The 18368-nt window shown below is 35.4% G+C and carries 19 protein-coding genes; 4 read left to right on the plus strand and 15 right to left on the minus strand.

The genetic code is table 11. The annotated features are described in order from the left end of the window. The first annotated feature begins 12 nt into the window (after positions 1 to 12). A complete protein-coding gene (gene opp4A, locus AC3WVA_RS21625; protein WP_098345944.1) occupies positions 13 to 1788 on the plus strand; it encodes an oligopeptide ABC transporter substrate-binding protein in 1776 nt (591 codons plus the stop codon). Between the two features lie 100 nt (positions 1789 to 1888). On the opposite strand, the gene AC3WVA_RS21630 is transcribed toward opp4A, so the two are convergent. The 4 genes from AC3WVA_RS21630 to AC3WVA_RS21645 all read right to left on the minus strand — a co-directional run bounded on the left by AC3WVA_RS21630 (position 1889) and on the right by AC3WVA_RS21645 (position 5552). Continuing rightward, positions 1889 to 2014: a DUF4027 family protein gene (locus AC3WVA_RS21630; RefSeq protein ID WP_000738295.1), complete on the minus strand. Its 126-nt coding sequence runs from the start codon at positions 2012 to 2014 to the stop codon at positions 1889 to 1891. A gap of 194 nt (positions 2015 to 2208) precedes the next feature. Continuing rightward, positions 2209 to 2631 (minus strand): universal stress protein, encoded by a 423-nt coding sequence (locus AC3WVA_RS21635; protein ID WP_000277995.1) that lies wholly within the window; start codon positions 2629 to 2631, stop codon positions 2209 to 2211. A gap of 65 nt (positions 2632 to 2696) precedes the next feature. Continuing rightward, a complete protein-coding gene (locus AC3WVA_RS21640; RefSeq protein ID WP_098345943.1) occupies positions 2697 to 4148 on the minus strand; it encodes a SulP family inorganic anion transporter in 1452 nt (483 codons plus the stop codon). A gap of 156 nt (positions 4149 to 4304) precedes the next feature. Further along, the gene (locus AC3WVA_RS21645) at positions 4305 to 5552 is read right to left on the minus strand and encodes a cell wall-binding repeat-containing protein (protein WP_098345942.1); all 1248 of its coding nucleotides are present in this window, start codon (positions 5550 to 5552) and stop codon (positions 4305 to 4307) included. 174 nt (positions 5553 to 5726) lie between these two features. Between AC3WVA_RS21645 and AC3WVA_RS21650 the strand changes: the two genes are divergently transcribed. Both AC3WVA_RS21650 and AC3WVA_RS21655 read left to right on the plus strand, forming a co-directional pair. After that, positions 5727 to 6404, plus strand: coding sequence for a response regulator transcription factor (locus AC3WVA_RS21650; RefSeq protein ID WP_098345941.1), 678 nt, complete (start codon positions 5727 to 5729; stop codon positions 6402 to 6404). A gap of 11 nt (positions 6405 to 6415) precedes the next feature. Beyond that, positions 6416 to 7801: a sensor histidine kinase gene (locus tag AC3WVA_RS21655; protein ID WP_098345940.1), complete on the plus strand. Its 1386-nt coding sequence runs from the start codon at positions 6416 to 6418 to the stop codon at positions 7799 to 7801. A 19-nt stretch (positions 7802 to 7820) separates the two neighbouring features. Here AC3WVA_RS21655 and AC3WVA_RS21660 read toward each other — a convergent pair whose 3' ends face one another. After that, positions 7821 to 8342, minus strand: coding sequence for a dihydrofolate reductase family protein (locus AC3WVA_RS21660; protein WP_048525045.1), 522 nt, complete (start codon positions 8340 to 8342; stop codon positions 7821 to 7823). A gap of 106 nt (positions 8343 to 8448) precedes the next feature. Between AC3WVA_RS21660 and AC3WVA_RS21665 the strand changes: the two genes are divergently transcribed. Further along, positions 8449 to 9390 carry a helix-turn-helix transcriptional regulator gene (locus tag AC3WVA_RS21665; protein ID WP_098345939.1) on the plus strand — a complete coding sequence of 314 codons (942 nt, stop codon included), beginning with the start codon at positions 8449 to 8451 and terminating at the stop codon, positions 9388 to 9390. A gap of 110 nt (positions 9391 to 9500) precedes the next feature. Here the strand turns inward: AC3WVA_RS21665 and AC3WVA_RS21670 are convergent, their stop codons facing one another. From AC3WVA_RS21670 to AC3WVA_RS21715, 10 genes are all read right to left on the minus strand, one after another. After that, positions 9501 to 9935, minus strand: a complete 435-nt coding sequence (locus tag AC3WVA_RS21670) for an HIT family protein (RefSeq protein ID WP_098881179.1) — start codon at positions 9933 to 9935, stop codon at positions 9501 to 9503. Positions 9936 to 9997: 62 nt separating this feature from the next. After that, positions 9998 to 10375: an OsmC family protein gene (locus AC3WVA_RS21675; protein ID WP_000778827.1), complete on the minus strand. Its 378-nt coding sequence runs from the start codon at positions 10373 to 10375 to the stop codon at positions 9998 to 10000. After that, complete coding sequence (locus tag AC3WVA_RS21680; RefSeq protein ID WP_071759390.1) at positions 10350 to 11771, minus strand: amino acid permease; 1422 nt, start codon at positions 11769 to 11771, stop codon at positions 10350 to 10352. Before AC3WVA_RS21680 ends, AC3WVA_RS21675 begins: the two co-directional genes overlap by 26 nt. A 205-nt stretch (positions 11772 to 11976) precedes the next feature. Further along, positions 11977 to 12621: an amino acid ABC transporter permease gene (locus AC3WVA_RS21685; RefSeq protein ID WP_048525052.1), complete on the minus strand. Its 645-nt coding sequence runs from the start codon at positions 12619 to 12621 to the stop codon at positions 11977 to 11979. Then, on the minus strand, positions 12622 to 13278 hold the full coding sequence (locus AC3WVA_RS21690) for an amino acid ABC transporter permease (protein WP_001112661.1): 657 nt from the start codon (positions 13276 to 13278) through the stop codon (positions 12622 to 12624). A 70-nt stretch (positions 13279 to 13348) separates the two neighbouring features. After that, positions 13349 to 14179 carry a glutamine ABC transporter substrate-binding protein GlnH gene (gene glnH / locus AC3WVA_RS21695; RefSeq protein WP_000916480.1) on the minus strand — a complete coding sequence of 277 codons (831 nt, stop codon included), beginning with the start codon at positions 14177 to 14179 and terminating at the stop codon, positions 13349 to 13351. 12 nt (positions 14180 to 14191) lie between these two features. Next, entirely contained in the window at positions 14192 to 14920 is a 729-nt protein-coding gene (locus AC3WVA_RS21700) for an amino acid ABC transporter ATP-binding protein (RefSeq protein WP_164970758.1), read from the minus strand. Positions 14921 to 15056: 136 nt separating this feature from the next. Continuing rightward, positions 15057 to 16517 (minus strand): alanine/glycine:cation symporter family protein, encoded by a 1461-nt coding sequence (locus AC3WVA_RS21705; protein WP_098345935.1) that lies wholly within the window; start codon positions 16515 to 16517, stop codon positions 15057 to 15059. Between the two features lie 159 nt (positions 16518 to 16676). Further along, the gene (locus tag AC3WVA_RS21710) at positions 16677 to 17648 is read right to left on the minus strand and encodes a phosphotransferase enzyme family protein (RefSeq protein WP_098345934.1); all 972 of its coding nucleotides are present in this window, start codon (positions 17646 to 17648) and stop codon (positions 16677 to 16679) included. Positions 17649 to 17671: 23 nt separating this feature from the next. After that, the gene (locus tag AC3WVA_RS21715; RefSeq protein WP_492322180.1) at positions 17672 to 18358 is read right to left on the minus strand and encodes a CPBP family intramembrane glutamic endopeptidase; all 687 of its coding nucleotides are present in this window, start codon (positions 18356 to 18358) and stop codon (positions 17672 to 17674) included. Positions 18359 to 18368: the final 10 nt, after the last annotated feature.

The raw sequence follows: 18368 nt of genomic DNA on the forward strand, positions 1-18368 counted from the left end.
GGGGTGGAAGAAATGACAAATAAGCCAAAGTTTTTCAAAGTATTAAGTACACTTGCGGTTTCAACATTACTACTTTCAGCATGTGGGGGCAGTGGTGGTAGTGAAAAAACGAGCAGCACAAAAAAAGTAGATACAAATAAATTTAGTGCATCTGTTAAAAATGATAAAAAAGAAATTAAAGATGGTTCATTAACATATGGTCTTGTTTCTAACACACCATTTGAAGGACTTTTAAATTTCGCTGTATATGAAGGGGATCCCGATAACCAAGTCATTACAATTTTCGATGAATCTCTATTATCAAATGACGAAAACTGGGAATACACGAATGATGGCGCTGCTACATATGAAATTTCTAAAGATAAAAAGACAATTACACTAAAAATTAAAGATAATGTAAAGTGGCATGATGGAAACCCTGTTACTGCTGAGGATTTAGAATACTCTTATCTAGTGATTGGTAACAAACAATATGCCGGTTCTCGCTATGACACTCAAATGCAAATGATTGAAGGTATGGAAGATTACCATAATGGAAAAGCCGAAAAAATTTCAGGTATAAAGGTAACTGATCCAAAAACAATTTCGATTACGTTTAAAACACCAAACCCTTCAGTGAAAACTGGGCTTTGGACATACCCTCTTCATAAGAAATACTTAGGAGATGTACCAATCGATAAATTAGCAGAATCTGATAAAATCCGTAAAAATCCAATTGGTTTCGGACCTTTTAAAGTGAAGAAAATTACGCCAGGTGAAGCTGTTGAATTTGAACGTTTTGATGATTATTATGGTGGAAAACCAAAACTGAAAAGCATGGTTTTAAAAGTTGTTAACCCGTCCGTTGTTAACGCGTCCTTAAAAAATGGTGATATTGACATTGCTGAAGTAAGTGCAGATCAGTATCCAAATGTAAGTAAATTAAAAAATGCGCAATTAGTCGGTAAAACTGATTTATACTATAGTTATATCGGTTTTAAATTAGGACATATGGATAAAGAAAAAGAAGAAGTAGTAATGGATAAAGAGAAATTTAAAGATGTTCGTGTACGTCAAGCAATGGCGTATGCTATCGATCGAAAAGAAATTGGTGAAAAATTATATCACGGCCTACGTTATCCGGCTAACTCACCAATCCCACCATCCCTACCAAAATATCATAACAATAAAGCTGGTTCCTATGATAAAGATGTAGAGAAAGCTAAAAAGTTATTAGATGAAGCGGGCTATAAAGATACGAACGGAGATGGATTCCGTGAAGATCCGAATGGTAAAGAGTTTAAAGCTAATTTCTTATCAATGAGTGGTAGCGATGTAAGTGAACCACTTGCAAAATTCTTTATCCAATCTTGGAAAGACATCGGCCTAAAAGTAGAGCTTCTTGATGGTCGCTTACATGAATTTAACTCATTCTACGATATGATTAAAAAAGATGATCCCAAAGTTGATCTTTTCGCAGCAGCTTGGGGAACTGGATCTGACCCAGACCCTTCTGGTATTTGGGCTAAAGATGCAGCATTCAATTACCCACGTTGGGCTACTGACAAAAACACAGAATTATTAAAACAAGGTATTTCTCCAGAAGCTGCTGATGAAAAGTACCGTAAAGATGTCTACGATAAATGGCAAAAATTAATTCATGATGAAGTGCCATTAATTCCACTTCATTATAAATTTGACTTAAAAGGTGTAAATAATCGCGTAAAAGATTATAAATATACACCAGAAGATCAATATAAATGGGGTAAAGTTAGCGTAACAAGCGATAAAGCAGAAACAGAGAAATAATAAAATAGCTCCTAGCATCTACATACATGCTAGGAGCTATTTTTCATTTATAACCCTTCTCTTACTATTAATAACAACCAATTCCTTCCCGACTCTACTATTAAAAGATTTGATGAATCATCTTTATTACAACAGCTAACGTAACAGATGCAGCAAATCCCCCTAAACAAATAAGACCGACACCTTGGCTATATGATAAATTTTGAAATGCTTTCATCTTTTTCATCCTCCCTATCTCTCCTTCGATACTTTTATTTTACCAATGGAATATTTTTCATAACATCGATTTCACTAACAACAAACTTACAAATTTGTAAGTTAACATCTTTTTAGCTTATATATCTAGTATTCCCACAATTAAGGGGCATTTATACAAAAAAAAAGACCCCAGCTATCCTAAGGTCTTAGTTACATTCTATTTCACTTTATAATCATCACCGGGCATTTCACTCGTTTTGCTATTTTATGACTTACACTACCAAGCACCATCTCTTGTAGTGTATTTAACCCTCTACTTCCAGCTATAACAAGATCTATATCCCCTGTATTTACATATTGAACGATTGTATCTCCAGGATCACCATGTAATATCGTAATTGTATAAGGAATGTTCTCTTTCTTTAATAAACCTTCAATCTCTTTTAATTTATCTTTTCGGCTAGCCGATATTGTTTCTAAATCTGTTTGGCCTTGTATAATATCTGATTTTGCTGTTCTATTATCTACTACGTACACAACTTCAACATTTGTTTCTTCACTACATTTCGCAATATATGTTGCATGTTCCGCTGCTCGAAGTGCATGTTCAGAGCCGTCACATGCTAATATAATTTGTTTGTACATATGCTGAATCCCCTTTTCGTTATCCTACTCGTATTATATAATAAAGCCCCCTAAAAAGGAGGCTTCTAACTAGCAATTCTTTTATTATAAGTAGCTAAATTTGAAATAATCTTCGAGCTTCGTTCATTTAATCCCGCTATACTTACTTTCCCGCCACTTTGTTCATACTTCATGATAACTTTATCAATTGCTGCTACCGCTGAATCATCCCATACGTGTGCGTGAGTAAAATTCAACTCAATTTCTTTTACATCTTCCTCAAATGAAAAGTGATTTATAAAGTCTGCTGTAGATGCAAAGAAAAGTTGACCATGAATTTCGTATATTTTCTTATTTTCAATATATAAATGTTTCACGTGAATCTTTGCCATATTGAATGCAAATAAAACAGCACTAATTACTGTTCCGATAATTACACCTAATGCTAAATTATGTGTAATTAAGACAATCACAACTGTTACGATCATAACAAATGCGTTTCCTTTTGGTACTTTATGAATCGTTGTTACAGAGTTCCAATCAAATGTTCCGATTGAAACCATAATCATAACTGCAACTAAAGCTGCCATCGGAATATGCACGACATAGTCACCTAAAACGAATAGTAATACGATTAAAAATCCGCCCGCTACAAATGTTGATAAACGACCGCGTCCACCTGATTTAATATTAATAACAGATTGTCCAATCATTGCACATCCTGCCATTCCTCCGAAGAAACCAGCAACAATGTTTGCAATACCTTGTCCACGTGCTTCTTTATGTTTATTACTTTCCGTATGTGTCATATCATCTAAAACTGAAGCTGTTAATAAAGACTCTAGTAAACCGATAATTGCAAGCATAACTGCATACGGTAAAATAATCCCTAATGTCTCAAGTGTAAAAGGCACGTCAGGCATGCTAAAGAACGGTAATTCTTTCGGCAAGCTTCCCATATCCCCGACTGTTTTTAACTGTAATCCGCTCATAAGTGCAATACTTGTCACAATAATAATAGAAATAAGTGTAGACGGTACAGCCGTCGTAATACGTGGAAATACATATATAATTACAAGTCCTAATGCGACAAGTGCATACATTTGCCAAGTTGCATTTTTAAAATGTGGCAATTGCGCTGTAAAAACTAAAATTCCAAGTGAATTTAAAAAACCACTCATAACAGATTTCGGAACAAACTTCATAAATGAGCTCAGTTTGAAGACGCCAAAAATAATTTGGACAATACCCGTTAATATCGTTGTAGCAAATAAGTATTGCAAACCATGATCCTTAACGAGTGTTACCATTAATAATGCCATTGCACCTGTTGCAGCTGAAATCATTCCAGTCCGTCCGCCAACAAATGAAATGGTAACTGCAATACAAAAGGCAGCGTATAACCCAACGGTCGGATCCACGCCTGCAATAACAGAGAAAGCAATCGCTTCAGGAATTAATGCTAAAGCGACGACAATTCCCGATAGTACATCCCCTCTCACATTGGAGAACCAATCATTTTTTATCGTTTGAAACAAAATACCACTCCTCTACTCTTTTCTCATTTGATTTTCTCCATAAGAAAATCTAAGCCGACTGCACGAAGGCTATTATATAACGAGTAGAGAGATTTTTGCTATGTAAAAGTTTCCTAAAAAAAAGACGCTACTTCGGTAGCGCCTTTGCTCCTTTTATTAATGCCCACCGTGCCCTTGACCACTTTCTGGCACAATCTCTAACCTCTCATCCAGTACACCTTGCGTTTCAAATGAAATATCACTCGTACTTCCTAATAAGAAGCCGTGGTTATACGGTCCAAGTGTTGGATCATCTTTAAACTTCGGCTGAATAGTAGCAAGGAAGTCATAAACTGGTTGCGAAGCTTTACCTTCTTCTAACAATACAACAGGTGCGTGTTTACCCATATGTGAAAATGGTGCTCCTGCGACTGCTAAGTCTGGTGTTTTGCTTGAAACAAATGATAAACCATGACCTGGTTTTGTGAACCCCCATCCAAATTTTGTTTTTTCATCTTTAAACTTCGCAAAGGCAACAGAATTTTCTGTTGGGGTCTCACCACTAATACGCGTTACTTTCCCGTATTTACTTAACTCTTTTTCCACTGCTTTTGAAATGATTTTTTCTGGTCCTAATACATATATATTCACTTTCTCTTTTCTCACCTTTAATGCCTCTATCGTTGCTTCTGGCACCTTATCTTTCTCTGTATATAAAAGCGGTTCTGGCATATGAGAGATCCAATTTACAGCTGGTGTTGTATATAAACGTCCTTCTTCTTCAGACGAACCGATAATAACACTATTTGGGTAGCTTCCTGTTATATCGGCATATTCTTTATCCACATCTTTAGCAAATGTAGCTGGATCCGTTTCTTTTATTTGCTTTACTTTATAATCTTTTAATTGCTCAAGGGTAGATGCACCGACATCCCCCATCACCATAATTTGTGTTCCATCTTTCGTTCCGAGCGGATTTAATCGTTTTATTTCTTTTAACGTCATTTCGGGTACCTTTTCTTTTTCTATAAATAAGATAGGCCCGTTGTTTGGGTGATGGATAAGATCGGCACTCGCGATACCTAATTGCCATTCGTTTACTGGTACTAAAATAATAGCGCCTGGCCGATTTTCTTTATGCGTTGCTGGCCATATCGTTTGCGAAGTTAATACTGCCATTTGCAGCGGATCGTTTGTGTTTAATCTCGTTACATTTTTTAAGCTTGTCGTTAATAAATCATTCGATGCACCTTCGTTCATTTCTTTCGGCGCAGTTACCTCCTGATTCATTTTCATTTCCTTTTGCTCTGTTTTGTTCTCTTCTTTCGATTCATGACTTTTATGATCCGTGTTCGTTTGCCCACATGCAGCAAGACCAACTGCTGTAATTATTGTTATCCCAAAGATTCGGGTCATCTTTTTCACTATACCGCCTCCGTATGAATCGTTTTTGAGCCAATATCATTACCTAAAATGGAATTTCAACTTTACAATAACAAGCAATTCTGAAGAAATTATGCAGATGCATGATAATCTGCACCATTTCTTCATGATTTTGACTTACAATTTAAGTAATAACTACAAATGCGGAGGTACTCTATGATCGATATACTACTCGTAGATGATGAGCCGAGAATGCTTGAATTATTAACACTTTATCTTACTCCAATCGGATATAACTGCGTGTGTGCAGTGTCCGGGGAAGAAGCTATTTCACATATAGAAAATCGAAACTTCAAATTTGTTTTACTCGATATTATGATGCCAAAGATGGATGGGTGGGAAACGTGCAAAAGAATTCGATCATTTAGTAACGTTCCTATCATTATGGTAACTGCTCGTGATCAAACAGTAGATGTCATCCAAGGGTTAAAACTCGGAGCGGATGATTACGTAACGAAACCTTTCCATGAAGAGGAGCTTTTCGCAAGAATTGAAGCTGTTTTAAGGCGAACGAATCAACACGCGCAAATCCAATATCACGGCATTTTATGGGATGAGGCAAAGCATTTCGTCTCTGTCGATAATGAAGAACTTCTTCTCACTCCAATCGAATTCTCTTTACTCGGATTATTTTTACGTCATGTGAACTACGTATTAAGCCGCGATCAGCTCATCGAACGAATTTGGGGATTAAATACAAATACAGAAGATCGAACAGTCGATTCACATATTCGTAATTTGCGTGATAAATTACGAAAAGTAAATTTCCCTATTGATCACCACTTAAAAACAGTTTACGGAGTCGGGTATCGATGGGTTGATACTCTAGAGTAAGGAGCAAAACGATGAAGCGAATTTCTATTCAACTCGGATTTTATTTTTTAATTGTTACACTTTTAATTGAAAGTGTTCTATTTGTCTTGCTTTATTATAGCCTTGTCAACAATAGAGTAAATGAAGAAATGACAGCTTTATTAAAGCGCGGAAATAGTCACAGAGATGTCCTTGAAAAGTATTTTGATAAGCAAACAATCTCCCATGTTGCACTAATGGAATCTGAAGCCGAAACCACTGTCGTTATTACAAATGCAAATAAGGATGTACTAGCTAAATCTAATGAAATTAATACTACTATAAAAAAGCATATTGAAAAGATGCAAACACGGACAGATCATGAAGGCGCAATTATAGAGAATCATTGGAAAACATCTAATTATATATGTACAGTTAGTCCCATTGTAGTAGATGGAAAACATGAAGGCTATGTGTACATGTTTCTTGGGACAGAATCCATTGAAAAGATGGTGAATGGGCTAACAAAACAATTCATTATTGCTGGTGCTATCACATTTCTATTAACAGCCATCACCATCTTTCTCTTATCACGCTTATTAACAAAACCATTGTTACACATGAAACATGCCACTGAAAAAATGAGTAAAGGTGATTTATCAGTTTCGTTAACGACTACTCGAAATGACGAAATTGGTGAACTGGCATCGTCTATTCAAACGCTTGCTAATGATTTACATTATATGAAAACAGAGCGGAGTGAATTTCTAGCAAGTGTTGCTCACGAATTACGAACACCATTAACATACGTAAGAGGTTACGCTGACATTGCTTTAAAAGAAAGCACATCTCCTGAGCAACGTTTGCGATATTTATCTATTATAAAAGATGAGTCTGATTACATTACAAACTTAGTTCAAGATTTATTTTCACTTGCACAAATGGAACAACATAACTTTTCTATTCAAGTAAAGGAAGTACATTTACACACCTTCCTGACTCGCATAGCCGAAAAAGTAAATGCCATATATAAAGAAAAACACATTAAAGTTTCTTTCTCTTGTCCTCCTACACTGGTAGTAAGCTTAGATGAGAAACGATTTGAACAAGTTATAGTGAACGTTTTAAATAACGCTTATAGACATTCGAAAGAGCATTCTCATATAAACATTTCTGTTACAGAAGAACATAAACATATTTCCATTACAATTGAAGATGAAGGCGAAGGTATTCCGCTTGAAGACCTCCCTCACATTTTCGACCGCTTTTATCGAGTTGATAAAGCGAGATCACGAGCTACAGGCGGAACTGGTTTAGGGTTATCTATCGTAAAAGAAATTGTAGAACTACACGGCGGGAATATTACTGTAACGAGCGAAGTCGATCACGGGTCTCGCTTTATCATTTCATTACCATCTATACAAAAACACGACTACTGATGGTAGTCGTGTTTCTTTATCATTTTACTTTATAATATAAATTTACAAATTGCCCAAAACGTTTCGTATCCGTTAAAGTTAAATTAATTTCTGGGTTCTTATCTTGGAATAACGGAACTCCAGAACCTAATATATGCGGTGTAATTGTAACAACATATTCATCAATTAAATTATTCTTAAAGAACTCTCTTAGTAGACTTCCTCCACCGACCATCCATATTTTAGATCCTTCTTGTGCTTTTAACCTTTTTGTAAACTCCACTACATCTTCATTTACAAACTCCACGTTTTCGTTTGAACCTTTTTGTGAGTTAGAAAAAACATAACATTTTTTATCTAAATACGGGAATGGTTCTATATGCTCTACTACATAATCGTACGTTCTTTTTCCCATGATTATTGTATCAATTGTTTCATACATTTCTGTATAACCGTTATCTCCCTCTCCTTCCGTTTCCATTAACCACTCTAAATCATCATTTTCTTTCGCAATATATCCATCTAAGCTCGCCGCAATAAATAAAACAATTTCACGTGACATCTCTTTTCCTCCTTGTGTTTCATCTTGATAACATTATGATGTAAACAATATACTAACAATAAAACATGACACTTTATGTCATGTTAAAAAGAAAAAGGTGATACATTTGTCAAAAGCTAAACGTTTATTAGATATTCTTATATTTGCTTCTGCCAAAAAGACATTTACAGCTCAAGAAATAGCTGACGAATTTAATATCTCCGTTCGTACTGTCCATAGATATATTGTAGATTTAAGTGATATGGGATTACCTATTTATGCTGAACAAGGTCGTAACGGAGGCTATAAAGTATTAACAAATAGAGTCATTCCCCCTATTTTATTTACGGAAGAAGAAGCAGTCTCCATCTTTTTTGCTTTTCAATCTTTAAGTTACTATCGAGACTTACCTTTTAACACAGAAATCAATTCCGTTACACATAAACTGTATAGCTCTCTACAGCATGATGCGAAAGCGAAAGTTGATAAAATACGTTCTTATATCGCTTTTTGGAATCCGAAGAGAACAATTAATACACCTCTTTTAAACGAAGTACTAACTGCGGCTATTGAAAATAAAAATTTACACTTTCAATATGAATCTAAATCGGGGATAAAAACAAAACATGTTCATCCTATCGGTGTATATGCTCATGACGGGCTATGGTACTTACCATCCTATGACTTCAGTAGAAAAAAAGTATTACTGTATCGCGTTGATCGTATTCTTTCTATATTATCAGCAGAAGAAAATAAAAGTACGTTCATGAATTTAGAAGAATGGTTCATCTCTAACTCTAACGTCATAAACATTCCTACCCAGTTACATGTTTTATTAACGACAGAAGGCGTACGCCAATGTAAAAGCGTTCCTTACCTTGAAGAATTCGTAGTAGTAAACGAAGACGGAACAGGATATATACATTCAACAATTGATAAAGGAGAAATTAACTTTATTACCCCTTTATTTTATAGACTTGGAAAAGATGCACGAGTTTTAGAACCGAAAGAATTAATAGATGGTTTACGTATGCGCGCGAAAGAAATTATATATATGTATGAAGACTGATAGCTCTTCCATCTTTTTATAGTTAAAATTTAATAATAGAATAAACAAAAGCCCAATTTCTCTATTTTAACTGAGAAATTAGGCTTTTAATATTAGAATTTTCCTGACTGCTACGCCTTTTCAGTAAACAGTATTTTCTCTATCGCTTCTTTTAACAAATCCTGTGTCTCTTCCAAGTTATGGCTCTCTTTCTCTCCCGGTTGTACCATATAAAACTCAGCAAACGAACGATCTTTATACCTTGGTACGACATGCATATGGTAATGCGATAACTCGTTAAAGACTCCACCATTTTGACAAATTTTAATTCCACCTGGTCTATATAATAGCTTAATCGCTTTTGCAATCAGTTTAGAAGCATCCATAATTGCTTTTGCTACAACATCATCTAATTCGTCTACTTCTACAACATGCTGCTTTGGCACAATTAAAGTATGTCCTGGATAGAAAGGTTCATGATCTAAAAAGCATGTTACATACTCATCTTCATATACTTTATATATTTTTTCCTCTTCGCTTGCTAATTTACACCCTAAACATTCCATCATATTTCCCCCTTTATAAAAAACATAAAAACGTGAGATCTATATTCTCACGTTTCTATGTTTCACTTTATTAGTTCAATTGTTTCCGTAACTTTTATACTATCTTTTACCGATTGAACAATCGTGCAATTTTTAACTGCAAGCTGCAGCGCCTTGTCCAACTGCTCTTCTGTAATGTTTTGTGCTTTAATTTTATAATGCAAATGAACACTTTCAACTGGTTTTGATAAAGCTTCACTTCTACCAATTTCCGTTTCAATTGTAAACGTATCATATGTAATACGTTTCTTTTCTAAAATTGTTCGAAAGACAATTGCACTACACCCTGCGATAGAAGAAACGAGTAATTGTAACGGTGAATATCCGTTTTCTTTTCCAATCGCTAATGGACCATACGATAAATCTGCCTCAATATCATCGTGTTTGATTGTTAGTTTCATTAGTTGTCTCCACCTTCATCGGTTTCTGCCGTTTCTTATTTATATAATAATATATGTAGCAGAAAATGATAAATGGAATACCACAATATAACGCCATTCTTTGTTCTGGAATAAACGCTAAACTAATAACAACAATACTATTTGTAATTAAAGCTAAAATAGGAACAATTGGATATAACGGTGTTCTATACTTTAAGTCCTCTAACTTTCCTCCGCCTTTTATATACTGACTTCTAAAGCGAAGTTGCGATAGAGCGATAATGATCCAACTTGAAACAGCCGATAAACCAGCTATAGATAATAAGTACATGTATACTGTATCTTCTGCAAGGAAACTTGTGAATAAAGAAAGGCCAGCTACTGCAATCGTTACAACTAGTGCTGTAATTGGAATACCACGCTTATTTACTTTCTGGAACGATGTTGGTGCCATTCCTTCATTTGCAAGTGACCATAATATACGAGTTGCCGCATATAATCCTGAATTCGCTACAGATAGTAACGCTGTAATAATAACGAAGTTCATAATATCAGCTGCGTATGGAATACCAATTTTATCAAATACGACTACGAATGGACTTTCAATTACGCCAGCTTCTTTCCAAGAAATTAACCCTACTAAAATCGTCATTGTTAAAATGAAGAATAACATAATGCGCCATACTGTATTACGAATCGCACGTGGAATTGTTTTTTCAGGATCTTTACTTTCTCCTGCTGCAATCCCGATTAACTCTGTTCCTTGGAACGAGAAGTTAACTGTAATCATCGTAAGTAATACGGCAGCTAGTCCATTCGGAAATAATCCACCTTCGCTTACAAAGTTAGAGAAAAGAGGTGCCGCTTCTTTTCCGTCATATGATATAAACCCTAGTAATGCACTACCACCAAGAACAACAAATGCAAGAATGGTAACTACTTTAATACTAGAGAACCAAAATTCTAATTCAGCATAACTTTTCGCCGAAATTGCGTTTGACGCATATAAAATAACGCCGAATACGAGACACCACACCCAAACATCAACATTCGGAAACCATCTTTTCATCATTAAACCGATTGACGTTAACTCTAAACCTACTGTCACTGCCCAGCCAAGCCAATATAGCCAGCCAATCATAAAGCCCGTTCCTGGTCCAATAAACTTCGTCGCATACTTTTGGAAAGAGCCTGAAACTGGCATTGCTACCGTTAACTCTCCAAGACAAAGCATTGTTAAATACATAATAAATCCGCCCACTAAATAGGAAAGGATGGCTCCCCCTGGTCCAGCCTGATTAATGGTGTAACCTGAACCTAAGAAAAAACCAGTCCCAATTACACCACCTAGTGCGATCATAAATAAATGTCTACTCTTCATCGTACGATGTAATTTCTCATTCGTTTGTTGCTGCATCTAAATCCTCCCCCTACAAATACCCCTATATCTTGTTAAAATTTTCTGATAATAAAAATATACACGAAAGCGATTACAATTTCTATATAAAATTAAAACTTTTCTGATAAAATAATATAAAAAATCGAATTATCACGAGATTCAGATTATAATTAAAGGAAAATAAGGTTAAACAAGGAAAAAACCTTTACATATATTGTAAAGGTTAACGGAGTTCTAATCTTCTCGATAAAATTGATAAACTATAATTTACAATAAAGTACATACAAGCTACTACTATAAACGTTGGAATCATATAATTTACATTCTGTCCGCTAATAATTTGAGCATTATGCATAAGCTCTGGCAGTGATATAACAACTGCTAATGCTGTATCTTTCAGCAATGAAATAAACTGACTAACAAGCGGTGGAACCATTCTTCTTAACGCCTGTGGTAAAATGATATGCCAAAGCGCTTGAACATACGTTAATCCTGAAGATCTTGCGGCCTCAATCTGTCCTTTTTCAATCGATAATAGACCACTTCGAACAATTTCAGATATCATTGCTGCTTCAAATATTGTTAAAGCAACAATTACAGCTGTTATAATTTCTAATTTCAATCCTGCTTCTGGAAGTGCAAAATACGTGAAAAATATAATTAAAAGTAGTGGTAAGTTTCGAATTATTTCAACGATAATTCCTAATACTTGTGAGACGACAGGTATTTTCATGTAGCGCAATATCCCTATTACACTGCCAATAATAAAGCTAAGTACAATTGCTATGAGCGCTACCTCTAGCGTTATAAGTAATCCTTTTAATAAAAACAGAATATGATCACCTGTTATTGCTCCCTTAAAATCCATTTACACCGCCTCCTTTGCTAAGCGTTTTTCTAAATAACGCACTAGCATACTGAGCGGAATTGTTAATATTAAATAAAACATCCCGACAAATATATACACATCGAACGTAACAAATGTCTTCGTTGAAATTAAGTCTCCTTGATACATTAAATCAGCTCCAGCGATAATTCCGAGTATGGAAGAGTTTTTTACTAAATTTAAAAATTGATTTCCTAGAGGAGGGATTACAATTTTCATCGCTTGAGGTAAAACGACATGGTACATTGCTTGCGTATACGTCAATCCTGAAGAACGTGCTGCTTCCATCTGACCTTTCGCGACTGATAAAATACCCGCGCGAATAACCTCTGCAATAAACGCTGCAGTATATACCGTAAGCGTAACTGTCCCTGCTACAAAACCATTTAAAGTAATTCCTATTACAGGTAAAGCGAAATAAAATATAAATGCAATTAATACGAGTGGAATATTTCTTACAAATTCTACAAAAGTTGCTCCCAACCAATTTAAAATGCGAATCGGTGCAATACGCATTACCGCTAATATTATGCCTAAAATAAAACTGCCTATTAATGCGATTACACTAGACATCACTGTATATTTAAATCCTTCTAAATACATATCAATGTTATTCGTTAATATAGAAAAATCAGGCACATATTCTCCCCTCTTTCTTTAGAAGAAGAGGATGAGTACTCTCATCCTCTCACTTTTACTATTTATCACTTTACTTCTCTGGTTTTTGCCCAATCCATTTCTCATATAATTTGTCATACTCTCCGTTTGCTTTCATGTCTTTAATTAAGCTATTAATCTCTTTCGTTAAATCATCTGCACCTTTTTGCACTGCAATTCCATACGGTTCATCCGTAAAAATTTTCCCAACAACTTCATAATTCGAATCTTGTTTTGCCATGCCGTAAAGAATTGCATTATCTGTCGTTAAAACGTCACCTTTCCCTGCTTTTAACGCCGTAAATGCCTCACTGTAATTTTCAAATTCTAATACAGTCGCTTCCGGTGACTTTTGACGAATATTATTTGTAGACGTTGAACCTTTTACTGCTAACACTTTCACACCTTTTTTCACATCATCAATACTTTTAATATCGCTCCCTTTTTTCACAAGTAACGATTGTCCTGCTTTAAAATATACATCTGAAAAATCCACTTCTTTTTTACGTTCTTCTGTAATTGTCATTGTTGCGATAATTGCATCAATATCACCGTTTTTCAGTAGTGGAATACGCGTTTTAGACGTTACTTCTTTTAATTCTAGTTTCTTTTCATCTCCAAGGATTTTTTTCGCAAGTGCCTTTGCAACATCAACATCAAATCCTTCTACCTGCCCTGTTGAAGGGTTTTTCAATCCAAATAAGTTCGTATCATTCTTCACCCCAACTACTAATTTCCCGCGCTTCTTAATTTGCTCAACAGCCCCGCCTTGCTTCGTGTTCGTTTCTTTCGCCTCATCTTTTTTACTTCCGCACCCGGCAACGACAAGTACGAATAAACATGAAAATACGATTAACGTAAACAACTTTTTCATTTTAAGCATAAAACTCCTCCTTTAATGGTTTAACACTCGGCTTAAAAATAGACGCGCTCTTTCTTGTTCAGGACTTGCAAAAAATTGCGCCGGTGTTGTATCCTCAATGATTTTGCCATCATCCATAAATAAAATCCGATCGGCTACCTCCCGCGCGAAACCCATCTCATGCGTGACAACAACCATCGTCATCCCTTCTTTAGCTAGCGTTTTCATAACATCAAGTACTTCCCCAATCATCTCTGGATCAAGAGCAGACGTCGGCTCATCGAACAACATAATTTCCGGCTGCATTGCGAGCCCTCTAGCAATTGCTACCCTTTGCTGTTGCCCTCCAGATAATTGATGTGGATATACACTAGCCTTCTCCGGGATTCCTACTTTCTCTAAATAAAACATTGCCGTTTTCTCAGCTTCCTCTTTTGAAACTTTATTTACTTTAATAGGTGCTAGTGTAATATTTTGAAGAACCGTTTTATGTGGATATAAATAAAAATGTTGAAAGACCATTCCGATATTTCGGCGTAATTCATTCATATCTGTTTTGGCATTGTGTACCTCCGTATTTTGTACAATTAACTCTCCATCTGTAATTGTCTCTAGCTGATTTATGCAACGAAGCAACGTGCTTTTTCCTGATCCTGAAGGTCCAACAACTACTACCACTTCACCTTTCTTCACTTGCACATTAATATCTTTTAATACTTGAAAATTGCCATAATATTTATTTACATTACGAAACTCTATCAACATACTCCCCCCTTCCACTAACAAAGCATGTACATTCTTTTTATATTCAAAAATAGGCAAAAAAATAACTGCCTGCTTCATTTTGCTCATAAAAAAAGCAAAGGGATTTTCCCTTTGCTTTTTCATTTCTATTCGATTAAGATACTTCTTCTTTCTTATCTTTCCCGTATTCATGCTCCCAAAAGTCAGCATTTTTAATTCCTAATGGACCTGGATCGAATACTGGATCTTTTCCTTCTTTTTTCTGCTTTTCATAATCCTTTAATGCGACTAATGCAGGTTTTTGTAATAGTAAAATCGCAATGATATTTACCCACGCCATAATTCCTACACCGATATCACCTAAAGCCCAAGCTGTTGCTGCTGTTTTTATACAACCGTAGAAGACAGCTCCTAAAAATACAAACTTTAGTACCATAGACATCCAAGGGCGGTCTTTATCACGATTTAAGTACGCGATATTCGTTTCTGCAATGTAGTAATACGCCATAATTGTTGTAAAGGCAAAGAATAGTAACGAGATTGCAACGAAACCGTTTCCAAATCCAGGGAAAACAGATTCTACAGCTGCCTGTGTATATCCCGGTCCTGGCTGTGCACCATTTAATTTATTTACGATAAAGTTTTTTCCGCTTGCATCAAATACGTTATACATGCCTGTAATAATCATCATAAATGCTGTTGCTGAACAAACAAATAATGTATCAATGTAAACGGAAAATGCTTGCACTAAACCTTGTTTAGCTGGATGTGATACTTCAGCAGCTGCCGCTGCATGTGGTCCAGTTCCTTGCCCTGCTTCATTGGAATAAATACCACGTTTTACTCCCCAAGAAATTGCTAAACCGATAATACCACCAAATGCTGCTTCTAATGCAAATGCACTTCTTATAATTAACATAAATGCTTCTGGCAATTTTTCAATATTCATAGCAACAATAACGCAAGCTACTAAAATATAACCAACTGCCATAAACGGTACGACAACTTGTGCAACGTTAACAATTCGCTTTACTCCACCGAAGATGATAAGAGCTAATACAACAACTAATAAAGCCCCTGATAATGTAGTGTTAATTCCAAAAGCTGTCTCTAAACTTACAGCAATACTATTTGCTTGCACACCTGGTAGTAAAAGACCCGTTGCTATAATTGTCGCTGCAACGAATACTAATGCATACCATTTCACACCTAAACCTTTTTCAATGTAATAAGCAGGTCCACCGCGAAACTGCCCTTGATGTTTCGTCTTATATATTTGCGCGAGTGTTGATTCCACATAAGCTGATCCTGCTCCTAAAAAGGCCACTGCCCACATCCAAAATACAGCTCCTGGTCCACCGAAGGCAACCGCTGTTGCTACCCCAGCTATATTCCCAGTCCCAACACGCCCTGATAATGAAAGTGCTAACGCTTGGAACGAAGAAACACCAGCCTCTGATTTTTCTCCTTGAAATGTCAGCTTCACCATTTCTCCTACATGTCTTACTTGTAAAAACTTCGTTCGAATAGAAAAATATAAACCTACTCCTAAACATAAATAAACAAGTGCTGGACTCCAAACAATATTATTTAACCAATTTACGAAAGCTTCCAACATTCCCCCTCCTTCTTTATAAAGAATATTCAGAATATATATAAAATTATAAGTGCATACCTAATCTAGGACAATATTATTTTAATAAAGTAAACATATTTTTGTATAAAAAAACAAAGTATATATTTATTTTATATACTTTGTTTTGAACAAAATGTATTATATATTCACAATTGCTTCTCTTTTTATAATTCTTTCATATAGCTCTTCTGATAAATTCCGGAAGTTATCTGGCATATCTTTCCCTTTAAACTTCTTTTGAAGCGTGCCATATAAACCTATATCACGTAAACGTAAAAATAGCGGTAACGATTCATACCAACTATTCGCCAGCCTGTGCTCATACTCATATCCTTTTCTTAACACTTGTAACTGTTTACGAGCAAACTCTGTCTTCTCTTCCGCTGTCCACGGTGTAAATAGAACAGAGTAATAGAGAACCATCGCTAAATCGTGTATAAAGTAATTATAAGCCGCATCATCAAAATCAAAGATTGTTAGCTCTTTACCATCATAATGAAAATTACCTGGATGAATATCACCATGCATAAGGCCGAACGTTTCTCTTTCAATTGGAAGGGCCTTTATTTCATCCATTAATACCGCAGCAATTTTTTTCACTTGATCATCTTCTAATTCATTAACAATCCCACTCTCGTCTTCTTCCCACGTATCACGATAGTCTGTTTTAGGATAGTTCATTGTTAGACGATGCAATTGGCCAATCGCTTTGCCCCATGCTTCAAAATAAGCATCTCCCCAATAAGGTGATCCTTCTCCTTTTACTTGCTCACCTTTTGCATATGTAAATAAGGAAGCGAAAAAGAAAGTTTCATCCTCTGCTCCAATTTCTTCTACAAGATTTTGAGACGTTGAATAAAGAGGTCCTGCTACCTTTGCTCCGTTCTCCGCAACATATCGTAAAAAATCTAGTTCGGCCTCTACCTCTTTTTTGGAGCGATGAGAAGAGTGGGTTAAACGTAATACGTAATCTTCACCACGATCGCCCTTCGCCTTAAAAATATAATTTTCAAAATCTCCAAGTGGCTTCTCTTCCACTGTTACACGGAATGTCTTTGCTGCTCTTGCTAAAATTTCTTTTGTAAAAACTCGTTCTACTGTTATTTCCATATGTATCCCTCCTATATATCTTCTTAATTCGACACAAATGTGAGAAGTACTGCTATGAAATTAAATAATGCATGGGCAATCATAGCCGATAAAATAGAATTTGTTCTCTCATATAACCACGCAAATACTACTCCACTTAAAAAGTTCACCGGTAATGTGTTGTATGTTGGAATATGGACAACAGTAAATATTATAGAACTTATAAGCACTCCACCCCATATAACATATCTATCACGAAAAAATGTATAAAAAACACCGCGATATAAAATTTCTTCGTAGATTGGTGATATAACTGCTGCTCCAATTACCGCGATACAGAACGAATATATTGATTTATCATTTTGGACCGTCTCCGTTTTACTATTTTCAAAAGAAATCCCCATCTTCTCCATTATCATTAATACAGCAATACTAACTACGATTAAGGCAATCAATGCTATAACTGTCCATAAAAAATCTTTCCATGAAAGCTTCCGAATTCCAATATCTTTCCAAGAGAGTTCATATCTTTTTATACAAAAAAGATAAACTATAGTAGTAAACATCACCGCCATTATAAATCCCATTAATACTCCAGCATATAATGAGTTCCCTATTATTTTTAAAGCATATTCATAAAAAAGAGATTCAACTGTTACTGGGGCAATAAGAAATATGAAAACTAATAAATATAAAATTTCTTTCCATCCCCACATACATTTCGAAATCATATACACCATC

It is taken from the genome of Bacillus sp. EB106-04-02-XG92, from assembly GCF_058791995.1.